Annotated in this window: 14 protein-coding genes; 5 read left to right on the forward strand and 9 right to left on the reverse strand. The window is 43.9% G+C overall.

The window, feature by feature from the left end:
• Window positions 1-129: 129 nt before the first annotated feature.
• The 3 genes from msrA to DK188_RS06940 are packed head-to-tail and all read right to left on the reverse strand — an operon-like array spanning window position 130 to window position 1544.
• Window positions 130-708 carry a peptide-methionine (S)-S-oxide reductase MsrA gene (gene msrA, locus DK188_RS06930; RefSeq protein WP_111670075.1) on the reverse strand — a complete coding sequence of 193 codons (579 nt, stop codon included), beginning with the start codon at window positions 706-708 and terminating at the stop codon, window positions 130-132.
• A 32-nt stretch (window positions 709-740) separates the two neighbouring features.
• Window positions 741-989 (reverse strand): DUF3253 domain-containing protein, encoded by a 249-nt coding sequence (locus DK188_RS06935; RefSeq protein ID WP_232825677.1) that lies wholly within the window; start codon window positions 987-989, stop codon window positions 741-743.
• A 12-nt stretch (window positions 990-1001) separates the two neighbouring features.
• Window positions 1002-1544: a class I SAM-dependent methyltransferase gene (locus DK188_RS06940; RefSeq protein WP_111670077.1), complete on the reverse strand. Its 543-nt coding sequence runs from the start codon at window positions 1542-1544 to the stop codon at window positions 1002-1004.
• A gap of 77 nt (window positions 1545-1621) precedes the next feature.
• Between DK188_RS06940 and DK188_RS06945 the strand changes: the two genes are divergently transcribed.
• A complete protein-coding gene (locus DK188_RS06945) occupies window positions 1622-3640 on the forward strand; it encodes an LTA synthase family protein (RefSeq protein WP_111670078.1) in 2019 nt (672 codons plus the stop codon).
• Here DK188_RS06945 and DK188_RS06950 read toward each other — a convergent pair whose 3' ends face one another.
• The 5 genes from DK188_RS06950 to DK188_RS06970 are packed head-to-tail and all read right to left on the reverse strand — an operon-like array spanning window position 3641 to window position 9445.
• Window positions 3641-4810, reverse strand: coding sequence for a hypothetical protein (locus DK188_RS06950; protein WP_111670079.1), 1170 nt, complete (start codon window positions 4808-4810; stop codon window positions 3641-3643).
• Between the two features lie 12 nt (window positions 4811-4822).
• Window positions 4823-6052 carry a YaiO family outer membrane beta-barrel protein gene (locus DK188_RS06955; protein WP_111670080.1) on the reverse strand — a complete coding sequence of 410 codons (1230 nt, stop codon included), beginning with the start codon at window positions 6050-6052 and terminating at the stop codon, window positions 4823-4825.
• A complete protein-coding gene (locus tag DK188_RS06960) occupies window positions 6049-7512 on the reverse strand; it encodes a glycosyltransferase family 2 protein (protein ID WP_111670081.1) in 1464 nt (487 codons plus the stop codon). Before DK188_RS06960 ends, DK188_RS06955 begins: the two co-directional genes overlap by 4 nt.
• Window positions 7505-9079, reverse strand: coding sequence for a hypothetical protein (locus DK188_RS06965; RefSeq protein WP_111670082.1), 1575 nt, complete (start codon window positions 9077-9079; stop codon window positions 7505-7507). The genes DK188_RS06960 and DK188_RS06965 overlap by 8 nt, the downstream gene beginning before the upstream one ends.
• Window positions 9080-9085: 6 nt before the next feature.
• Entirely contained in the window at window positions 9086-9445 is a 360-nt protein-coding gene (locus tag DK188_RS06970; protein WP_111670218.1) for a response regulator transcription factor, read from the reverse strand.
• A 319-nt stretch (window positions 9446-9764) separates the two neighbouring features.
• On the opposite strand from DK188_RS06970, the gene DK188_RS06975 reads away from it, so the two are divergent.
• The 4 genes from DK188_RS06975 (at window position 9765) to DK188_RS06990 (ending at window position 16570) form a co-directional block, all read left to right on the forward strand.
• Window positions 9765-11459, forward strand: a complete 1695-nt coding sequence (locus DK188_RS06975; RefSeq protein ID WP_111670083.1) for an amidohydrolase family protein — start codon at window positions 9765-9767, stop codon at window positions 11457-11459.
• Window positions 11460-11463: 4 nt separating this feature from the next.
• A complete protein-coding gene (locus DK188_RS06980; RefSeq protein ID WP_111670084.1) occupies window positions 11464-12852 on the forward strand; it encodes an amidohydrolase family protein in 1389 nt (462 codons plus the stop codon).
• A 24-nt stretch (window positions 12853-12876) separates the two neighbouring features.
• Complete coding sequence (locus DK188_RS06985) at window positions 12877-14178, forward strand: amidohydrolase family protein (protein ID WP_111670085.1); 1302 nt, start codon at window positions 12877-12879, stop codon at window positions 14176-14178.
• Window positions 14179-14458: 280 nt separating this feature from the next.
• The gene (locus tag DK188_RS06990; protein ID WP_111670086.1) at window positions 14459-16570 is read left to right on the forward strand and encodes a M28 family peptidase; all 2112 of its coding nucleotides are present in this window, start codon (window positions 14459-14461) and stop codon (window positions 16568-16570) included.
• An 80-nt stretch (window positions 16571-16650) separates the two neighbouring features.
• Here the strand turns inward: DK188_RS06990 and DK188_RS06995 are convergent, their stop codons facing one another.
• Window positions 16651-18342 (reverse strand): GMC oxidoreductase, encoded by a 1692-nt coding sequence (locus tag DK188_RS06995; protein ID WP_111670087.1) that lies wholly within the window; start codon window positions 18340-18342, stop codon window positions 16651-16653.
• Between the last annotated feature and the right edge of the window lie 36 nt (window positions 18343-18378).

Here is an 18378-nt window from a genome sequence, read left to right on the forward strand (position 1 = left end):
CGATTACGAGGCTTGAGCACCTCAAAAATTTAAATTTCATTGCATTGGTAGTTTAGAATAATTAGACCTTATAGTTAAGTTATTCTAGAAAGACTACAAAATGCGTTAACATAAATTTTGAATTACTCGTCACTTAAGTCTGTCACCAAAAAACTTCTTTAGCTTATCCACTTTAGGTTTTACCACAAATTGACAATACGGTTGCATGCCGTTAAGATTGAAATAATCCTGGTGGTAATTTTCCGCAGGGTAGAAATTAGAGAATGCAGTGATTTCGGTGACGATTGGCCGATCAAAAATCTGGCTGGCGTTCAGCTCGGCTTTCAGTCGTGAAGCAATTTCTTTTTGGTTTTCATTCTGATAAAAAATACTGGACCGATACTGAGGCCCTACGTCTGCTCCCTGTCTGTTGAGGGTGGTAGGATCGTGAGTTGCCCAAAAAACCTCCAATAGACTTTCCAAACTTATTTTTTCCGGATTGTAAAAAACATGAATCACTTCAGCATGGCCGGTAGTCCCGGTACAGATTTGCTTATAGCTTGGGTTGGGGACGATCCCTCCCGCATAGCCTGAGACTACTTTTTCTACCCCATCCAATCGCTGAAATACTGCTTCTGTACACCAAAAACAGCCTGCTCCCAGGGTTATTAGTTCCAATCCAGCCGGGATGTCCACAGCTGTTTTAGGAAGTTCATGTTCTAAATTCATAAGAAACTATTTTCTGGATAACACCCATCGCTTCACTTTGGTTTGGTCAGTCTAGAAATCCGCACTGGACCTCTGGGTGGTAGGTTTGGGTCAATCGGTATGCCTTTTTGAGTCACCTGAATCAGGCCTTCCCGATACATCTTCATCATTTCATCCCGGATCTCGGGCATGAAAAGCATCCAATCCTCAGGATAAATCTGCCTCACTACTTCAGATGGGCAAAAGGACTTCAATTTTCTCCTTCTACAAAAGTCCAAAATCGCGACTCGGAGTACGTCCATAGGCAGATCAGCTTACTGGCAGACCATGACAAAAGCAGGAGGCAAATTGCGCATGGTGAACTTGGCCTCAATGTGTGAAAAGTATTTTGCAAACAGCTTCTTGAGCAAGTAGGAATAACAGATCTGAATAAACTTTCCCTTTTCGCTGAGCGAGTTTTTGGTTTGTTTCAGAATCTGGTCTGTAGCTTCTTTGGTGATCAGACTGAAGGGAAGCGAAGAGAGCACATAGTCTGCTTTTCTTCCCAGTAAATAATGATCCAGTTTTTCTGCCGAGTCACAAATAATCCTGACATTCGCCATGGGAAACTGCTTTTCCATGGCATCACAAAATGATCGATTTATTTCAAAAACTAACAATTCGGCAGTCGGTGACATGCGATCAATAATGCCCTGTGTGATACTTCCATCACCACCCCCAAGCTCTACTATCAATTCGGCATGCTTAATGTCTGAATACGAGAGCATTTTATTTACCAATGCCTTAGAACTGAAGGTGAGTGCACCTGTGGTATTCAGGTTGGAGTAGAGCTCCAATAACAAATCTGATTTACTCATATGATTAAAATGACGTCGGAAGATACCCGATTTTGCCTTATATTTTCCCCCTGAGTTCAAAAACTTAACAGTCCGATATGGCCCAGAAGGCTGAAATCCGCTCTACTATACCCTCTCGTCTCCAACTTGTCCTTAGGAATTATTGGGGCATGTCCCTCGTTTTTATTGGGTTAATGCTCCTGTTTCGACTGGCCGAAATCCATCTGGTGTTTCAAAACCACGTCTTGGATTTTCCAAAAAAAGAGGTTCTTTTTTGGGGTTTAATGGAAGATCTGGAGTGGTTTCTGTATTTGTTGGGTTTATTGTTTATCGTCCACCTATTGATCAGCTTACTCTCAGCAAAAATTGCCCGAATTCTCCTTTTGCTGGAATTCACCCTGTTGATGCTCATCCATTTGGCTCTGGTCTTTTATTTCATGAAGACACTTTTGCCGCTCGGCAAAGATCTTTTTGCCTACAATGCTGATGATCTTTTACTCACAATTTCTTCATCTGGTCAATTGAATGCCCTCAATCTGATCCTTGGGATTTCTTTTGCAGCAGTTGCCATGGTTTCTTTTCACTTTGGAGCAAAAAAAATCAACCTTAGCCTCACCTCCTATTTTATACTTACAGGTATTTTGTTTTCAGGGTTGCTGATCGTGACCCTGATTGAAAATGAGCAGACACTGGAAGCCAACGAAACCAGACGAAATATTGAACTCAACAAATCGAGATTTCTCACCGAGGAGGCTTTTGACCAAGTCATGTATGGAGGTGAGTTTTACTTTGACTTCTATCTGAGAGGGACCAATGACGATCTGATGATCACCAAGGAATACACCAACGATGAATACCCCTTCCTCCATAAAAACGAATATCCCGATGTCTTGAGCCCCTTTTTTGATTCACTGACTCAAGCGCCTGACTTGGTGTTTATTTTTGTGGAAAGCCTCGGCAGGGCTTATTCCGGCAAGGATGCCTATCTGGGAAGTTTCACCCCTTTTCTGGATTCCCTCGAGCAACACAGTCTGGTCTGGACCAATGCGCTGTCCTCCACCGGCAGAACTTTTGGGCTTCAGCCGGGTGTATTTGGAGGACTACCCTTCGGCGAAAAGGGCTTTTTGGAGCTCTACAAAGAATATCCCTATCATCAATCGTTGCTCAGTGTACTCAGGGACAATGGTTACGAATCTCGATATTTTATCGGTTCTGACGGCAATTTTGATCATGTGGCAGATTTTATCAACTATCAAAAGCCTGTTCAATTTGAGGATGAGAAGACTTTTTTTCCGGAGTATACAAAAACTCCCTCCACCACTGGATTTTCATGGGGGTATCCGGATAAGGATCTTTTCCTAAATGGCCTGAGGAAACTTCCAGAATCTACCACCAAACCTCAGGTCCGAATTTTTCAAACACAAACCTCCCATGATCCCTACATTGTCCCAGAAAAAGAATATTACCAAGAGAAACTCCGAAATCATCTCAGTGAAAAGCTAAATCTCAGTTCGGCCAAAATCACGGAATACCTAGCCTATGAGTCGATCTATATGACGATTCTGTATGCAGACGATGCGATTCGCTTGTTTTTCGAGGAATACAAGAAGCGTCCAGAGTATGCCAATACGATTTTCATCATCACTGGGGATCATCGATTACCTGAGGTTCCAATGGCCTCTCGAATTGATCGCTTTCATGTTCCGCTATTGGTTTTCTCCCCGCTTCTCGAGCGGAGAGATTATTTCAAAGGAATCGTGAGTCACTATGAAATTACGCCATCGATTTTGGCATTTCTAGAAAATCAAGGGTTTCTGAACTTGCCCGAAGAGGTCATTTGGCAAGGACAAGTGTTGGATACAGCCCGGACCTTCCAATCGTTTATTGCCATGCCCTTGATGCGGAATAAAAATCAACTCATGGACTACATCCATGGGGAATTTTTCCTTTCAGATGGGCAGGTTTTTACAATTTCAGACGGACTGAATATTGATCCTGTCGATGACAATGCACTGTTTAATCGACTGAATGGGGAATTTGAAGAATTCAAAAACAAGAATAGCTACATGGTGCAGACCAGAAAGCTGCTCCCACCTCCTCTTGTGGCCGGCAAGTGATTATTTCGTGTCCTTTCTGGCTTTTTTCATGACTTGGGTGATCAGGGGATGGTAATAATTCCAAAAGAAACCCTGCCTGTCAGAATAATCTGAGGCTACATACAGCCCTCGCCAGAGAATGGGCAACCCGAAAAAATAGGGAGAGCCAAAATTTCCGCTGATATCCGAATAGTCTCCGGCAAAATAATACTGAGAACCCTCCCCTGCTTTTCTGACTACAGCTGCTGGGAAAAACCGAGGCAATCCCATACTTCTCAGTCGCTGCAACCCTTCCAGCGTGGGGTCAATATCATAATAAGAGATAACCTGATAGTCACGCTCGATCATCACGACATCAAACCAATCAGGATAAGGAACCACCTCAGGAAGTCTGAAACCATGTTTGTTGATTTTTTGAGTACGGACGAGCGGAATTTTATTCTGATAGTCTGCCTGATGCTCAAATCCTTCAATCTCACCGGTCTCCTTAATAAAAATCAATCCTGGACCACTCAAATCCCAAGTTTCATGTTGCTTCTGATACTGCCTGATCATCCATTTGGGAATGGAGGTGTTGTTAAGGGTATCCAGTTCATCAAAATAACGGGCAATCCATCCGGTCCATTTGATTCCCATCAGATTTTCAAATTCAGTCCTGATCGCCTTAGGGGTAGGTGATGCCATCGAATTGTATTCAGCAACAAGCACTTTACCTTTTTCTTTGGCATGACGGATCAATTGATTATCAGCTTGATCCAATCCACCATAGATTTTTTTGGTGATTTTCACTTCGGTATTGTTGGAGAAATCACCTTCAAATACACCATAGGTGTCAGCAAAATAGATCAAACCATAGTCATCTGCTATTGTGCTGATTTCATCATCAGTCTTTCCTTTCAGATCTTTGGCTTGACCATAATCTTCCTGATCATTAGGGAAAAAGCCTAAATAATCCTTTTCACTTTGGTAAGGCTCACCGGTAGATTTGCTGTACTTCAAATGGTTCAACGTCCAGAATAGCCCCTTATGCTCTTGAAAGCTCTGATCAGGCACCGTCTTGTCTATAATCAAAATATCAAGAGGTTTGGAGGGAGTAAAATACCAAATGGCAAAACTCAGCAGCGGCAATCCTAGGACCAGTAGTATCAACAGTCTAAGTCTCCACAGAAAAAGTTTGAATTCTTCTTTCATAGTGTAATAAGACTAGAATCGATATTCGAATCCAAGGGAAAGGTTGATGTTGTTTCTGATAGTATTCGCATTTAATTCATCCCTGCTATATCCTGTAAATCCGTAAATCAAAAATCTGGGTGACACAAGCTGTTGGTAACCGAGTCGAGCGCGATAGGAATTAAGTAACTGGGATTGATCCCGTGTCTCTTCATCAGGAGAAACACCCGTACCCAATTGAATACTAAAGAAATCTTCCGCAGTCTTAAAGTAATATCGGCCAGTAAACTGTGCTGAAGTGCTAGCTCCTAGCGTAGGATCTGGAATCACATTGAGTCTGGCATTCAGCCACCAGTTCCCGATATATTTTCCTACAGAGCCTGTGATGATGTGAGTCACCGCCGAAAACCCCAGATAGCGATACCCAGCATCCACTTCCCAGGCTTTGTTAAGATTGTGATAGTAGGATGCCCCAAATCTGAATTTTGGAAAAAATGATGCTCCTGAACCTCCGATATTGATGTAGGCATACCCATTTTCTCCTATCGAAGGATACGCATCCAATTCAACCAAAGTCCCAAAGCCATCAAATCTGACCGATTGGGTAACCCTTGCGATGAGAGCCCCGGTTAATTTGGTACGGGTTCGGCCATAGACAGACCAAGTATGCCATGGAGTAATATCTCCCAGAAAAGTATCATAATCATAGGTAGTACCTACGGCATTGACTCGCCTATAGCGGTCTAGATTTTTCATATACCCCAACAGGCCTTCTGTTTTGAAACCCTTTTGAAATAAGGAATCAACCAAAACAAAAGCCTCCTGATACTGCTCCTGATAATACAACAATCGGGACTGCCGATAGGTAATTTCTTCGGGAGTCGGAGCTCCGAGGTTGGCTTTGGCACGATCAATGATTTCTTTGGCCTGAGCTAGATCATCGTTCCAAAAGAGGTTGTCAATATAAGCCACATAGCCATCGGAATAGGTCGGTGAGGCAGTAATGGCCCGCTCAAGATAAATACTCGCAGAATCATTTTTACCTTCCCAAGCATAGCTTCTTCCCACCAAAATCAGAATATCGGCATAGTTTGGATACTTTTCTAAGGCCCGAAATGCCACTTTTCTGCCTTCAGAATATTTCTTGTCAAAGATTAATTCTCTAGCCTGTACCAGTAGCTCATCGGGATCAAATGAATCCTGTGCAGTCGCGACACCAACTGCAAGGAAAAATCCCATCAGGATGAATAACAATTGCTTCATGGGGTGCTGGTTTGGGGGCTTAAGTTTTTCTTGTCTTCTGCTTTTTTGAATCCCGTACGAATCATGGATCCCCAACCACCTTTGCCTTTGATAAAATCGTAGTGCCCCTGGAGTCCCCAGAGGACAATTTTGGGGTGGATCATAAACGGCTCAGTGATAATCATCCAGATCAATCGTCTCAGGTCTTTTTTATCCTTGTAATTATTAAAAGATATCTGCTCATACAAGACACTGAAAGAAGACACAAGCAGGGACAATAAATACATCATCACCAAAAGGGAGAAAAAGTATACCGCACTGAAATCACCAATCATCAACAAAATCAAAGTATACAATACCCCCAAAGTCTCCAAAATCGGTGCGGACTTTTCAAAGACCGACCAAAAAGGGTAAGAAATCATTCCCATCAATCCATATTTTGGGTTCAGTTTAAGTGCCTGATGGAGTTGCAGCGTCTCTATAGTGCCTCTAATCCAGCGGTTTCGCTGCCGGGAAAGAATTTCATCACTCTCAGGTACTTCTGTCCAGCAAAGCGGATCCGGCACGAAGCCAACACGATACGGGATTTTTTGCTCTTCCATGTACCTTCTCATTCGGACAATCAGCTCCATGTCCTCACCTACAGTTTTGGGAAAATATCCCCCGACTGCCCGCACGAGATCTTTTCTGAAAAACCCAAAGGCACCGGAAATCAACATCAGGCCATTGACCCGGGACCAGGCCATTCTTCCCATCAGAAAAGCCCTGAAATATTCGATCACTTGGAACCTTCCCAGTTCGGATTCAGGCACACGATAGGTGGTGACTGTACCATCCTGAACATCACAGTTGTTGGCGATTCCTATTACTCCACCTACTGCGATTACTTTCCGGTTGGTCTCTTCCATAAAAGGTCGGACCATCCTGGAAATCGATTCACTTGAGAGAATACAATCGACATCGATGCAAGCTAGGATTTCCAAGTTGGCGACATTAATCCCGGTATTCAGCGCATCTGCTTTGCCTCCGTTTTCCTTATCGATGACTGTCAGTCGTCGGTAAGACATATTCCTGGATCTGTAGATGCCTCTGACGAGCTTGGTTTCGATTTCAGGGATGTAGTTGTAATTGGTTTTTTCCAACTCAAAAAATTGAATGAGTTTTTCCAGGGTATCGTCCTTGGAGCCATCATTGATTAAGATCACCTCAAATTTCCCATAGTGAAGAGAAAGTAGACTTTGCGCATTCTGAACAATGTTCGCCCCTTCATTGTACGCTGGAGCCAATATGGAAACCCCGGGTGCTATCGGTGAGGTAATGATATCCCCATAATCAGCAAATCGGTTTTTGCGTAAATAATCCCGCATCTCCAATGCACTCAAGACCATCAAAATCAGATAGATCACAATCACAGAGAAGCTCAGAGCCAAAAATATCCAGCCGAAAATCTCCAATATGAAAAAGAATAAAAAATTATACATGCTGGAGAAGGGGGTCTAAAATGTGATTCTTAATCTGTGTCATTTCCAGATCCTCATCCAAAACAAAAAGTTGCTCGAATCTTTGGCTATCCAGATCATGGAGACTTTTCATCAATACTTGCTTATTTCTTGGGTTTGTTTCCAGGAGGATTAATTCAATCAATAATTCGATTGATTCGGTATTTCCGATGACTGCGGCGGTTTTGGCTGCTGCCAAAATCAAGGTTGGATTTTCTGACGACAGACACTGATTTACAAAACCCACCTCCATGTGGGCACCCAGTGCACCATAGATTTCTAGAATCTCGATCTTCTCCACAATAGAAACATTTTCGGCCAAAGTCGACAAAATCTCGATTAGATCCACCCTACCCAGTGTTTTCACCAGCCGATATCCAAAGATTCGGATACTTGGATTGGATGACTGGAATAGCGTTTCAAGATTTAGTTTCTTTTGATGGCTGACAAAGCGGATGATCCGTAGATAATTCATCTGTTGCCAGAGTGAAAGTGGATAAGTTTGATCTCTCAAAAATGCCAAATCAACTTTTTCGGAAAGATTCAGGACTGTAGCGACTGCAAGAGATCTGATATGAAAATTGGATGAGTTGGTATGTGCTTTCACCTTAGGCAAGGCCTCCACAAGGTCCATTTCATTGATCTGAACCAAGCCCATAGCCACTTGGGCCCATTTTCTACTCGTCAGGGACTTGATGGACTGTTTATCCAAAGCCAATTTGCGGTAAAGTGCTTTTAGTTTTTCCTTAAAGTCTCCCTTCATTTTCTTATTCAAACCAATGATCCGCTCAATCAAAACCTCTCTGAAGATTGGCTTAGAAATCATGGAAGCAGGGAAATAATCATTCAAAGACACCTGATCCAGATCAAAGATTTCCTGGAGTTCTTTTTCAAAAAGTAAAGAAGTCAGGGGATCTACGATCAGGCGATCGTATTCTTTTAATAGGTGTTCCTTTCTATTCTTTCTGGCTTTCATCACCAGCATAAAGGCGATCATGCTGAGGGCTACGACAAAGAAAAAAACTATGATGATCGTGACAATCAATAGCTTAAAATCACTGATAAATCTTAGTTTAAACTTCTCCAAAGGCGTATAGTGTGCATAGGAAGCTAAAGACACAATATCTTCAGAAGGGGTAACCTCCTCTGTTCTAACTAAAAATTCGCTGCTGTTTACCAGGTTTGCGACGTATTCCCGAGTGGCTCCAAACGAAAGAACCTCTGAGAAAACCAAGTATTGGACTTCATAACCCACTCTCATTTCTATGAAATTCTGCTCCACTACCTTTGCGATAGCTAGGTCAGTGATGGGTAGGGAAACAAGTCCTGAGTCCGTTTGAGACCAGCCAAGTTGCTTGCTGAAGGAGGCTGTATCCTCCGTATCGGGCAAAAAATACCGAAAACTTAAATTAGGAATCTCCTCCTGAAGAAATAAAAAACTATGAAACGAAGCTGAGTCTGCAGGAATTAAATCCTCCTGTGCATTGACAATCGAAAATTGGAGAAGGAAGAAAGAAACAAAGAACGATTGAAGTAAAGATCTCCTCATTGGACATTATCTAAAAATCCGCTTTACACGAATCGCCAATTCATTTGGATTGAATGGCTTGGGAATAAAATCTGAAACCCCAAGATTGAATGCCTCCAATACCACTTCTTCTTCCTCGCCCAGTGAACTCAATACAATAATAGGGGTGTCAGGCCGAGACTTTCGGGCATGATGGATAATCTCAATGCCACTTCGAAAGGGCATCATCACATCGGTTATAATCAAATCAGGAGAAAAACTGTCTATCGCTTTGATTCCTTCGTTTCCATCACTCACCAAATGGGTCTGATACCCATCCTTTTTTAACCTAAACTGAACCAAACTTGAAATCAACAAATCGTCCTCTATTATCAGGATTTTTTTCATGACGTGGGGGTGAACCAACTCTAAAGATAACATCAAAGAATAATATTCAAGACTTTTTAACCGTTCAAATAAGCCTTTCAAAAATTGATAGTAGAACAAAAGCAATTTTTCGTATTTCATGATCCCGAAAATACCATTAGTCAAAAAAAAAGTTCTAAAAAAAAAATCTGCCTGCACAGTGATTATGCTTTTGTTAGCTTGCTAGTTGAAGAATAACCATCAATCGAATGAAATCTAGCATGACACAAATCTGAACACTGAGCGATGATGAAAAGTCAAGCGAGATTTCACCTGACCAATTAAAAACAAATTTCAACAGATGAAAAAACAATTTCTGAAAGCAGGAATCGTTGGATTGCTTTTGTCAGGATTTCTTTCGTCGACGGTCTGGTCTCAAAGTGACCCGACCGGAAAACGAAGAATATCTGACACTTATGCGATTACCAACGCAACAATTTTTGCAGGACCTGGACAGCAGGGCACCAAGGGTACAATCGTATTCCGAGAGGGTGTGATACTGGGTATGGGGGCAAATCTTTCCATTCCCAAAGAAGCACAGGTAATCATGGGGGATTCACTTTTCATCTACCCTGGATTCATAGACGGTGCCGGAACCATGGGTATTACCAAACCGAAAGATCCCGAAAGACCAAAAGACTTTGTCTCCTCCAATCCACCGGACGAAATCGCAGGCATCACTCCGTGGAGGTCAGCCACAGACCAATTCGCCATTACCGGCAACCAAGTCGATGATTGGAGAAAAACAGGCTTTACCCTCAGCCAAGTTTTGCCAGAGGGTGGAATGATACCAGGTCGCGCCACATTAATGGTTTTGGGAAATAGCAGTTCAGTCAATGTATTGGTAGAAAACACAGGAATTGCGGCTACTTTCTCAGGATCTAGATCCATGTACCCAGCTACGGCTGTAGGTGTCATGGCCAAGTTTCGGGATGTTTACCAAAATACTTCCTTAGCCTTGGATCATTCCAAACTATTTGCTTCCACCTCTGGAATCAAAAGACCCGAAATGACCCCAACTCAAACAGCAATGGCTGCAGTGGTACAGGGTCAGCTTCCAATCCTTTTCAGAGCGGAATCAGATCTCGAGGTGAGAAGAGCCATCTCTTTGCAAAAAGAATTAGGCTTCAAACTGATTCTTACTGGTTTGGAAAACTATGAGAATGTCATTGACCTGATCAAATCCAGTGGCACTCCGGTTTTGATCAAATTGGAAATCCCGGATGATAAAGCGGTCAAAAATCAAAAAGACGAAGATGTCACCGAAGCCACCAAAGCACAATATGCTAGGGTAAAAGAAGCCTATGAAAAGGCTCTCAAGCAGGCTTCTTTGCTTGAAAAAGCAGGTATTCCTTTTGGCTTTTCGACCGCTGACACCAAACCGGGTGATGCGATGAAAGCCATCCGAACCATGATCCAGAACGGACTGAGTGAGAAGGCCGCAATGGCAGCCTTGACTACCAATCCTGCTTCAATTCTTGGTATCAGTAGATTGGCTGGAACTATCGAAAAAGGCAAAATGGCCAATCTCGTAATCAGCACCGATTCTATTTTCAAAGAAGATGCACAGATCAAGCATGTAGTGGCAGATGGATTTATTTTTGACTACGAAGTCAAAAAGAAGTCAAGCAACGCAAATGGAAAAACTGAGGGCGGTCCAAGTCCAATAACTGGGGTTTGGGAGTATACATCTGAGACACCAGCAGGTTCATCGGGCGGTGAAATCACCATTGCCAAAACCGGTTCAGAATATTCAGGAACCATCACTTACGATGATCCATCCGGTGCAGGTAAAGTATCAGCACCCATAAAAAATGTCGCGCTGAATGGAAAGACACTTACATTCCAATTTGATGTCAATGCTGGTGGTATGTCTCTCACGGTAGACATTTCCGGAGAAATTAATGGTAACGAAATGGAAGGAACAATGGCAATCGCTCAATTCGGATCATTTCCTCTGACAGCAAAACTTTCCTCACCTAGCAAAAAACACTAATTACATGAAAAAGCTCAATTTTATACTTGCTGCTTTGCTGGGACTGGGGTTGAATTATACCAACGCCCAAACCCAAAAGGGAAGCGTATTAATAAAAAATGCAACTGTACTGACAGTGACCAAGGGAAACCTTGAAAATACAGATGTCTTGGTACAGGACGGAATCATCAAGCAAGTCGGTAAGAACATCAGTGCACCGTCCGGCGTGCAGACCATAGATGCCAGTGGCAAATACCTCATGCCAGGGATTATTGATGCCCACTCACACGTCGCTCTTGATGTGGTAAATGAAGCCTCTGCTCCAATTGTAGCTGAAGTCCGAATGAAGGACGTCGTCAATCCATTTGAAATCGGAATCTATCGTGCTCTTGCCGGTGGGGTGACTATTTCTCATGCGATGCACGGATCTGCCAACGTGGTCGGCGGACAAAATGCAACCTTGAAACACCGTTGGGGAGCTAAAGACCCTGCGGATATCATCATGCAAGATGCGCCACGTACGATCAAGTTTGCTCTCGGCGAAAACCCCACTCGTGTACACGGCAGAGGCAATAACATCCAGCCAAGAACAAGAATGGGTGTGGAAGCAGTTTTACGAAACGGCTTCAACGAAGCGCTTCAATACAAAAAAGAATGGGCAAACTACAACGCGGCTAAGTCGCAGAAAGGCAATACTGCAACGCCTCCCGTCTACAACGAGCGTCTACAGACCTTAGCGGATATCCTAGATGGGAAGATCATCATCCACTGTCACTCTTATCGTGCTGACGAAATCTACATGTTGATCAATGTGGCTAAGGATTTTGGAATCACCAAACTGGTGTTCCAACACACCAATGAAGGATTCAAAGTTGCTCCTGAAATCGCCGAGTATACTATGGGTGCATCTGTTTTTGCGGACTGGTGGGCCTATAAAATGGAGGTTTACTATTCCACTGCATTTAATGCAGCCATCCTCCAGCGTAATGGCGCCATTACTTCGATCAACTCCGATTCGGCAGAACTCATCCGTCACCTGTACCACGAAGCCGCCAAAACACAGCGTTATGGTGGATTGACTGACGACGAAGCACTGGCCATGATTACTATCAATCCTGCCAAACAATTGGGAATCGACGACAAGGTTGGTTCGATTGAAGTAGGGAAGCAGGCTGATTTGGTGATTTTCGAAGGTCATCCTCTTTCTTCATACACAGTTCCACAAATGACCTTTGTGGATGGAGTGAAGTATTTTGACATCAAGTCAGATCCAGATGATCAGCGGCAGTTTGTAAGCGCTACCGAGATGGTAGAGCCAATATTTCTCCGTACCGAAGAAGATCATCAGTGTATGCAGGACGTAGATGCTTACTTTGAAGCATTTCAGGGAGCTTTCCTGGAAGAAAAACATTAATCACCCCGAAAATTCAGACCTAACATGAATAGAATTTTAAAAACCTTTTGCGCCGCAATGCTCGCCCTATTTCCAGTGGCAGCGATGGCACAGATCGACGGGGAATTTGTAAAACCTCGTACAGGAAAATTTCTCCTGCAAAATGCTACAGTGGTGACAGTCACCAAAGGCACCTTGACCAATACTTCAGTATTGGTAGAAAATGGAAAAATCGCACAGGTGGGAGCCAATCTCAGTGCTGATGGAGCAGAAGTCATTGATTGCTTTGGAATGTTCATCTATCCAGGAATGATCGACAGCGGAACCCGTCTAGGACTAGTCGAAGTAAGCTCAGTACCAGAAACAGTGGATTATGCTGAGATCGGTAGCGTGACGCCAAATATGCAGGCATTGACCACTGTCAATCCAAACTCCGAAGCGATCGGTGTCACGAGAGTATCGGGCGTGACGACCGTATTGACAGTACCGACTGGAGGACTTTTCCCGGGCACAGCCGCACTGATCAATCTGAATGGCTATACGCCTGATCAGATGTATGGCGGATTCAAGGCAATAGTGATGAACTTCCCAAGTTCTGGAAGAAGGGGGAGATTTGACCGGAGATCTGATGAAGATGTCAAAAAAGACGCTGAAAAAGCACTCAAAGAAGCGAACGAAATCTGGGACAATGCCAAGAAATACCTGGAATTGAAAACTGCAGGAGCTGAACTCCAGTACTATCCAGAAATGGACCAGCTGTCCAAAGCCGTGTCAGGAGAACTCCCCTTGCTAATCGTTGTAGATGCAGCTTCAGATATTCAGAATGCTATCAAATGGGTAGAAGGCAAAGACATCAAGGTTATCTTCTCTGGAGTAGCAGAAGGATGGAGAGTAGCCGATGAGATTGCAAAGGCGGGTATTCCGGTCATCACCGGGCCTGTTCAGGATCTACCTACCCGTCAGTCAGATCGCTATGACACGCCCTATGCCAATGCCGGAAAAATGGCTAAAGCAGGTGTGAAAGTGGCACTCCGCACTGATGAAGAAGAAAATGTGAGAAACCTACCTTTTCATGCAGCTTTTGCAGCAGCCTATGGTTTGGGGAAAGAGGAAGCCTTGAAAGCAATCACCATCAACCCAGCTGAGATTTTTGGAATTGCTGATGAATATGGGTCTATCGAAGCTGGTAAGCGTGCCAATTTGGTGATTTCTACAGGTGATCCATTGGAGACCAGTTCCCAAATTCATCATGTGTTTATTGATGGCTACCGAATACCGATGTCAAACAGGCACATCCGATTGTATCAGGAATTCCTTGAGCGATCACCTGGCTTGAAAGCTAATTAAAAACCAAAAAGGCCATGGAAATTGTTTCTATGGCCTTTTTTTTCTTCAATATTCGAAATTTGATTTTCCAAATCGAGCAGGACCCAAAGCGACACCAAGAGAAATGATTATAATGCATGCGAAGATTCCATATGGCCTTTAAAAATCAAATTATTACCATATGAAATTCGATATTGCATTAGAAGTCGGAAAAAGTTCTTCTAGAATTTCCATTTACAAACGAACCCAAACACCCATAGTAACTTTTCCACTTTCCAACCTTACCACCTTCAACTCCTAAATGAAACAGACCTTACTCACATTAGTAGCAGCCTCCCTCCTTTCCACTGCCTCTTTTGCGCAGCAGGATGGATTTTTACCCTCGCAATTTGCGGAGCAAAAGAAATTTGAATTGGATTACCTGAAAGCCGTCAATTACGACAGATTCAAGGATCACCTGACTGAGCTCACCAAAAATCCTCATATCGCTGGGACACCAGAAAATGAACTTGTCAAAGACTACATGGTGAAAATCATGGAGGATGCAGGAATGAGTGTGAAAGTTTGGCCATACGATGTCTACCTGCCCAATCATCCAGGGAAGTCAGAACTTCAGATTATAGCTCCGGTTCAGCTTACCCTTTCTCAAAAAGAAGGAGTCATCGATGAAGATCCTTTTTCCAAAGACACGAGACTACATCTGGGATTCAATGCCTTCTCCGGAAGCGGTGATGTCACGGCAGAAGTAGTGTATGTCAACTATGGCACACGTGAGGACTTCATGAAACTAGCCGAAATGGGAGTGCCTTTGGAGGGCAAAATCGCTGTGGCTCGCTATGGTGGCAACTTCCGTGGATACAAGGCGAAATATGCCGAGCAATACGGCATGATCGGCTTGGTGGTATACACTGATCCAAAGGATTCAGGCTTTACCCGCGGGGAAGTTTACCCGTCAGGACCTTTTTTCAATGAAACCACAATTCAGAGAGGCTCTATGCTAACGCTGGATTATACTGGAGATCCCCTCACCCCAAACGAACCGGCACTTCCTCTGGATGGAAATAAAAAAGTAAAGCGACTGGACCCTCAAGAGGTTCCTTTTCACACCATTCCAGTGACTCCAATTGGCTATGGGGCTGCGAAAGAAATCCTCAGCCGAATGACGGGTTCGGAAGCACCTGAAGCATGGCAAGGTGGTTTGCCTTTTACCTACCGAATTACCGGAGGAGAGGAACTGAAAGTTCGGGTCATGGTCGATCAAAAGCCTGACTTTATTCGGGCAAACAATGTGGTTGGAACTTTTGAAGGAAGTCAGTTCCCAGACGAGTGGATCATTCTTGGCAGTCACTACGACGCTTGGAGCTTTGGTGCTACTGATCCAAACTCCGGCACCGCGATGCTGTTGACTTTTGCAGAAGCGCTGGGAGAATTATATAAAAATGGGCAAAAGCCTTCCAGATCTATTTTGATTGGGCACTGGGATGCAGAAGAACAGGGCGTGATTGGCTCCACTGAGTGGGTGGAACATTTAAAAAAAGAACTCGGCGCTAAAGCCATATCCTACATGAATTTTGACGGTGGGGTTTCCGGACGAAACTTTGGTGCTTCAGCCGCACCTACCTTGAAAAAACTTATCATTGATGCTTCCAAGGAAGTGACGTACCCTGATTCAGCCAAGACGGTTTTTCAAGTATGGGCTGGTCAAAATCCTGAACCCCGAATCGGGAATCTAGGCGGTGGATCGGATCACATTGCTTTCTACATGCACGTCGGAATCCCGTCCTTAAGTGGTGGCTCAGGTGGCCCTACCGCATACCATTCCAACTATGACAACTTGCACTATTACTCCAAATTCTCTGATCCAAGCTTCAAAATGGGTGGTGCCGTCGCACAATTATTCGGGCTTGTAGCTATCCGACAGGCGAATGCAGCTGTAATCCCGTATGATGTAGACAGATATTCCAAGGATCTCAAAGGTCACTTTGAGCAGGCGGTAAAAAATGTAAAAACAATCGACCCCAATTTCCAAGGTTTTGATCAGGTAGATGTAGCCTTGGCCACCCTGCAAACCAGCACAGAAGCCTATCACAAAACCCTGCACAAGTCGATGGCTGAGGAGACCGTTCACCCGAGCCACCTCAAAGCAATCAATGAAGCACTCATCGGACTGGAAAAAAGCTGGATTGATCCTAAAGGAATGTACTACGGTGAGTGGTATAAGTCACTCTATGTCTGCAATGACCCATTTTCAGGATATGCATCCTGGATCCTTCCTGGGATTCAATATGAAGTGGCAATCAAAAATACCGCAAGACTGGAGGAGTGGGATACGCGCTACGCGAAAGCAATTCTGGACCTAAGCAAAAAAATAGACAAGCTGACCAAACTTTTGGAACCTAAAAAAATCCGGTAATCACATCGGTAATTTCATGAAAATCAATCGAGGACAGACTTTTAAGCTGTCCTCGATTTTTTTGGTGGGCACTTTCTGGATTATTTCAATCTCCCCGATTTCAATTCCTTCACAGCATAATCCACAGCTCGTGCAGTCAATGCCATATAGGTGATGGAAGGGTTTTGAGTACCCGTAGAAGTCATACAAGCTCCATCCGTGACAAAGACATTGGGGGCCAGATGCATTTGATTGAAGCCATTTAGCATGGACGTTTTCGGATCCCGGCCCATTCGGACTCCACCCATTTCATGAATATCCAATCCCGGCGATTGGCCACTGTCAGATTTTCGAATGGAAACACAACCTGCTTTAGTTAGCATCTCCTCACCCTGCTCCAGAAAATCTTTGAGGATTTTTTCGTCATTTTCATCATAGGAGACATTGATTTGGAGCTGTGGTACGCCCCATTCGTCTATTTGGTTAGGGCTGAGCGTGACCAAATTACTTTCCTTGGGAATTGTCTCCCCCTGCATCATCATGTAAACTGACCATGGACCGGGAGTTGAATTGGCCTCCTTAAAATCCGATCCGAAAGGCATATCTCTCGCACTTCCCCATCCTGCTCGTCCAGCAGTATAGAAACTCATATAGCCACGCTGGAAGTCCATTTCCTGCTTTTTCACATTTCTGAAATTTGGCAGCATTACGGCCGTAGGTCTTCTTCCTGAATAGTAGCTATCAGCATATCCTTCAAAACCAGCACTGATCGAACCCCGATAATTGTGAAACGCGATGTATTTGCCCAAAATGCCGGAGTCATTTCCCAAGCCTGCAGGAAATCTGGCAGAAGTAGAATTGAGCAAAATCAAATTGGTATTTAGCGCAGCAGCATTGAGAAAAATAGCCTTTGCAAAATATTCAGAAGCAACTTTGGTCACCCGATCGATCACCCGTACGCCGGTGACTTTCCCTTTCTGTTCATCCCAAATCAACGAATGTACCACCGAGTCAGGGCGCAAAGTAAGGTTACCCGTCTTGGCAGCATGTGGCAAAGTTGAAGAATTCGAACTGAAATATCCTCCAAAAGGACAGCCCCGGTAGCATTGATTCCTTGCCATACATTGGCCTCTACCTTGAGCCAAATGAACATCTTTTGGCTGGGTCAGATGTGCACACCTGCCAATGATAAATTTTCGGTCTCCGTAAGCCTCAAGAATTCGCTTTTGAATTTCCTTTTCCACACAATTCATCTCCCAGGCAGGCAAAAACTCCCCGTCTGGTAAGGTATCCAGTCCATCGTAGTTGCCACTGATTCCAACGAAACGCTCCACATAGCTATACCACGGCGCCAGATCATCGTATCGGATGGGCCAATCGACCGCAAATCCATCTCTTTCTGGACCTTCAAAATCATACGTACTCCATCGTTGGGTTTGCCTGGCCCAAATCAGTGACTTTCCTCCGACTTGATAGCCCCTCACCCAGTCAAATGGCTTCTCTTGGATATATGGATGCTCTGCATCTTTGACAAAAAAATGTGCTGTGTCTTCTTTATAGGCATAGCATCGATTGACCACTGGATTTTCCAACTTGTCCGCTAGGGGAATATGATTACGATGTGGCATATCCCAGGGACTGGCAGTCATCGTTGGGTAATCCTTCAAGTGTTCTACTTGTCGGCCCCGTTCGAGTACCAGTGTTTTCAGTCCTTTGTCACAAAGCTCCTTTGCAGCCCAACCTCCAGAAATACCGGAACCAACTACAATGGCGTCGTATTGATGTGAATTCATAAATGGAAAATAACCGATTCAAATCGGACTTTTAAA

It is taken from the genome of Algoriphagus litoralis, assembly GCF_003259255.1.
In the GTDB taxonomy this organism is placed as follows: domain Bacteria; phylum Bacteroidota; class Bacteroidia; order Cytophagales; family Cyclobacteriaceae; genus Algoriphagus; species Algoriphagus litoralis.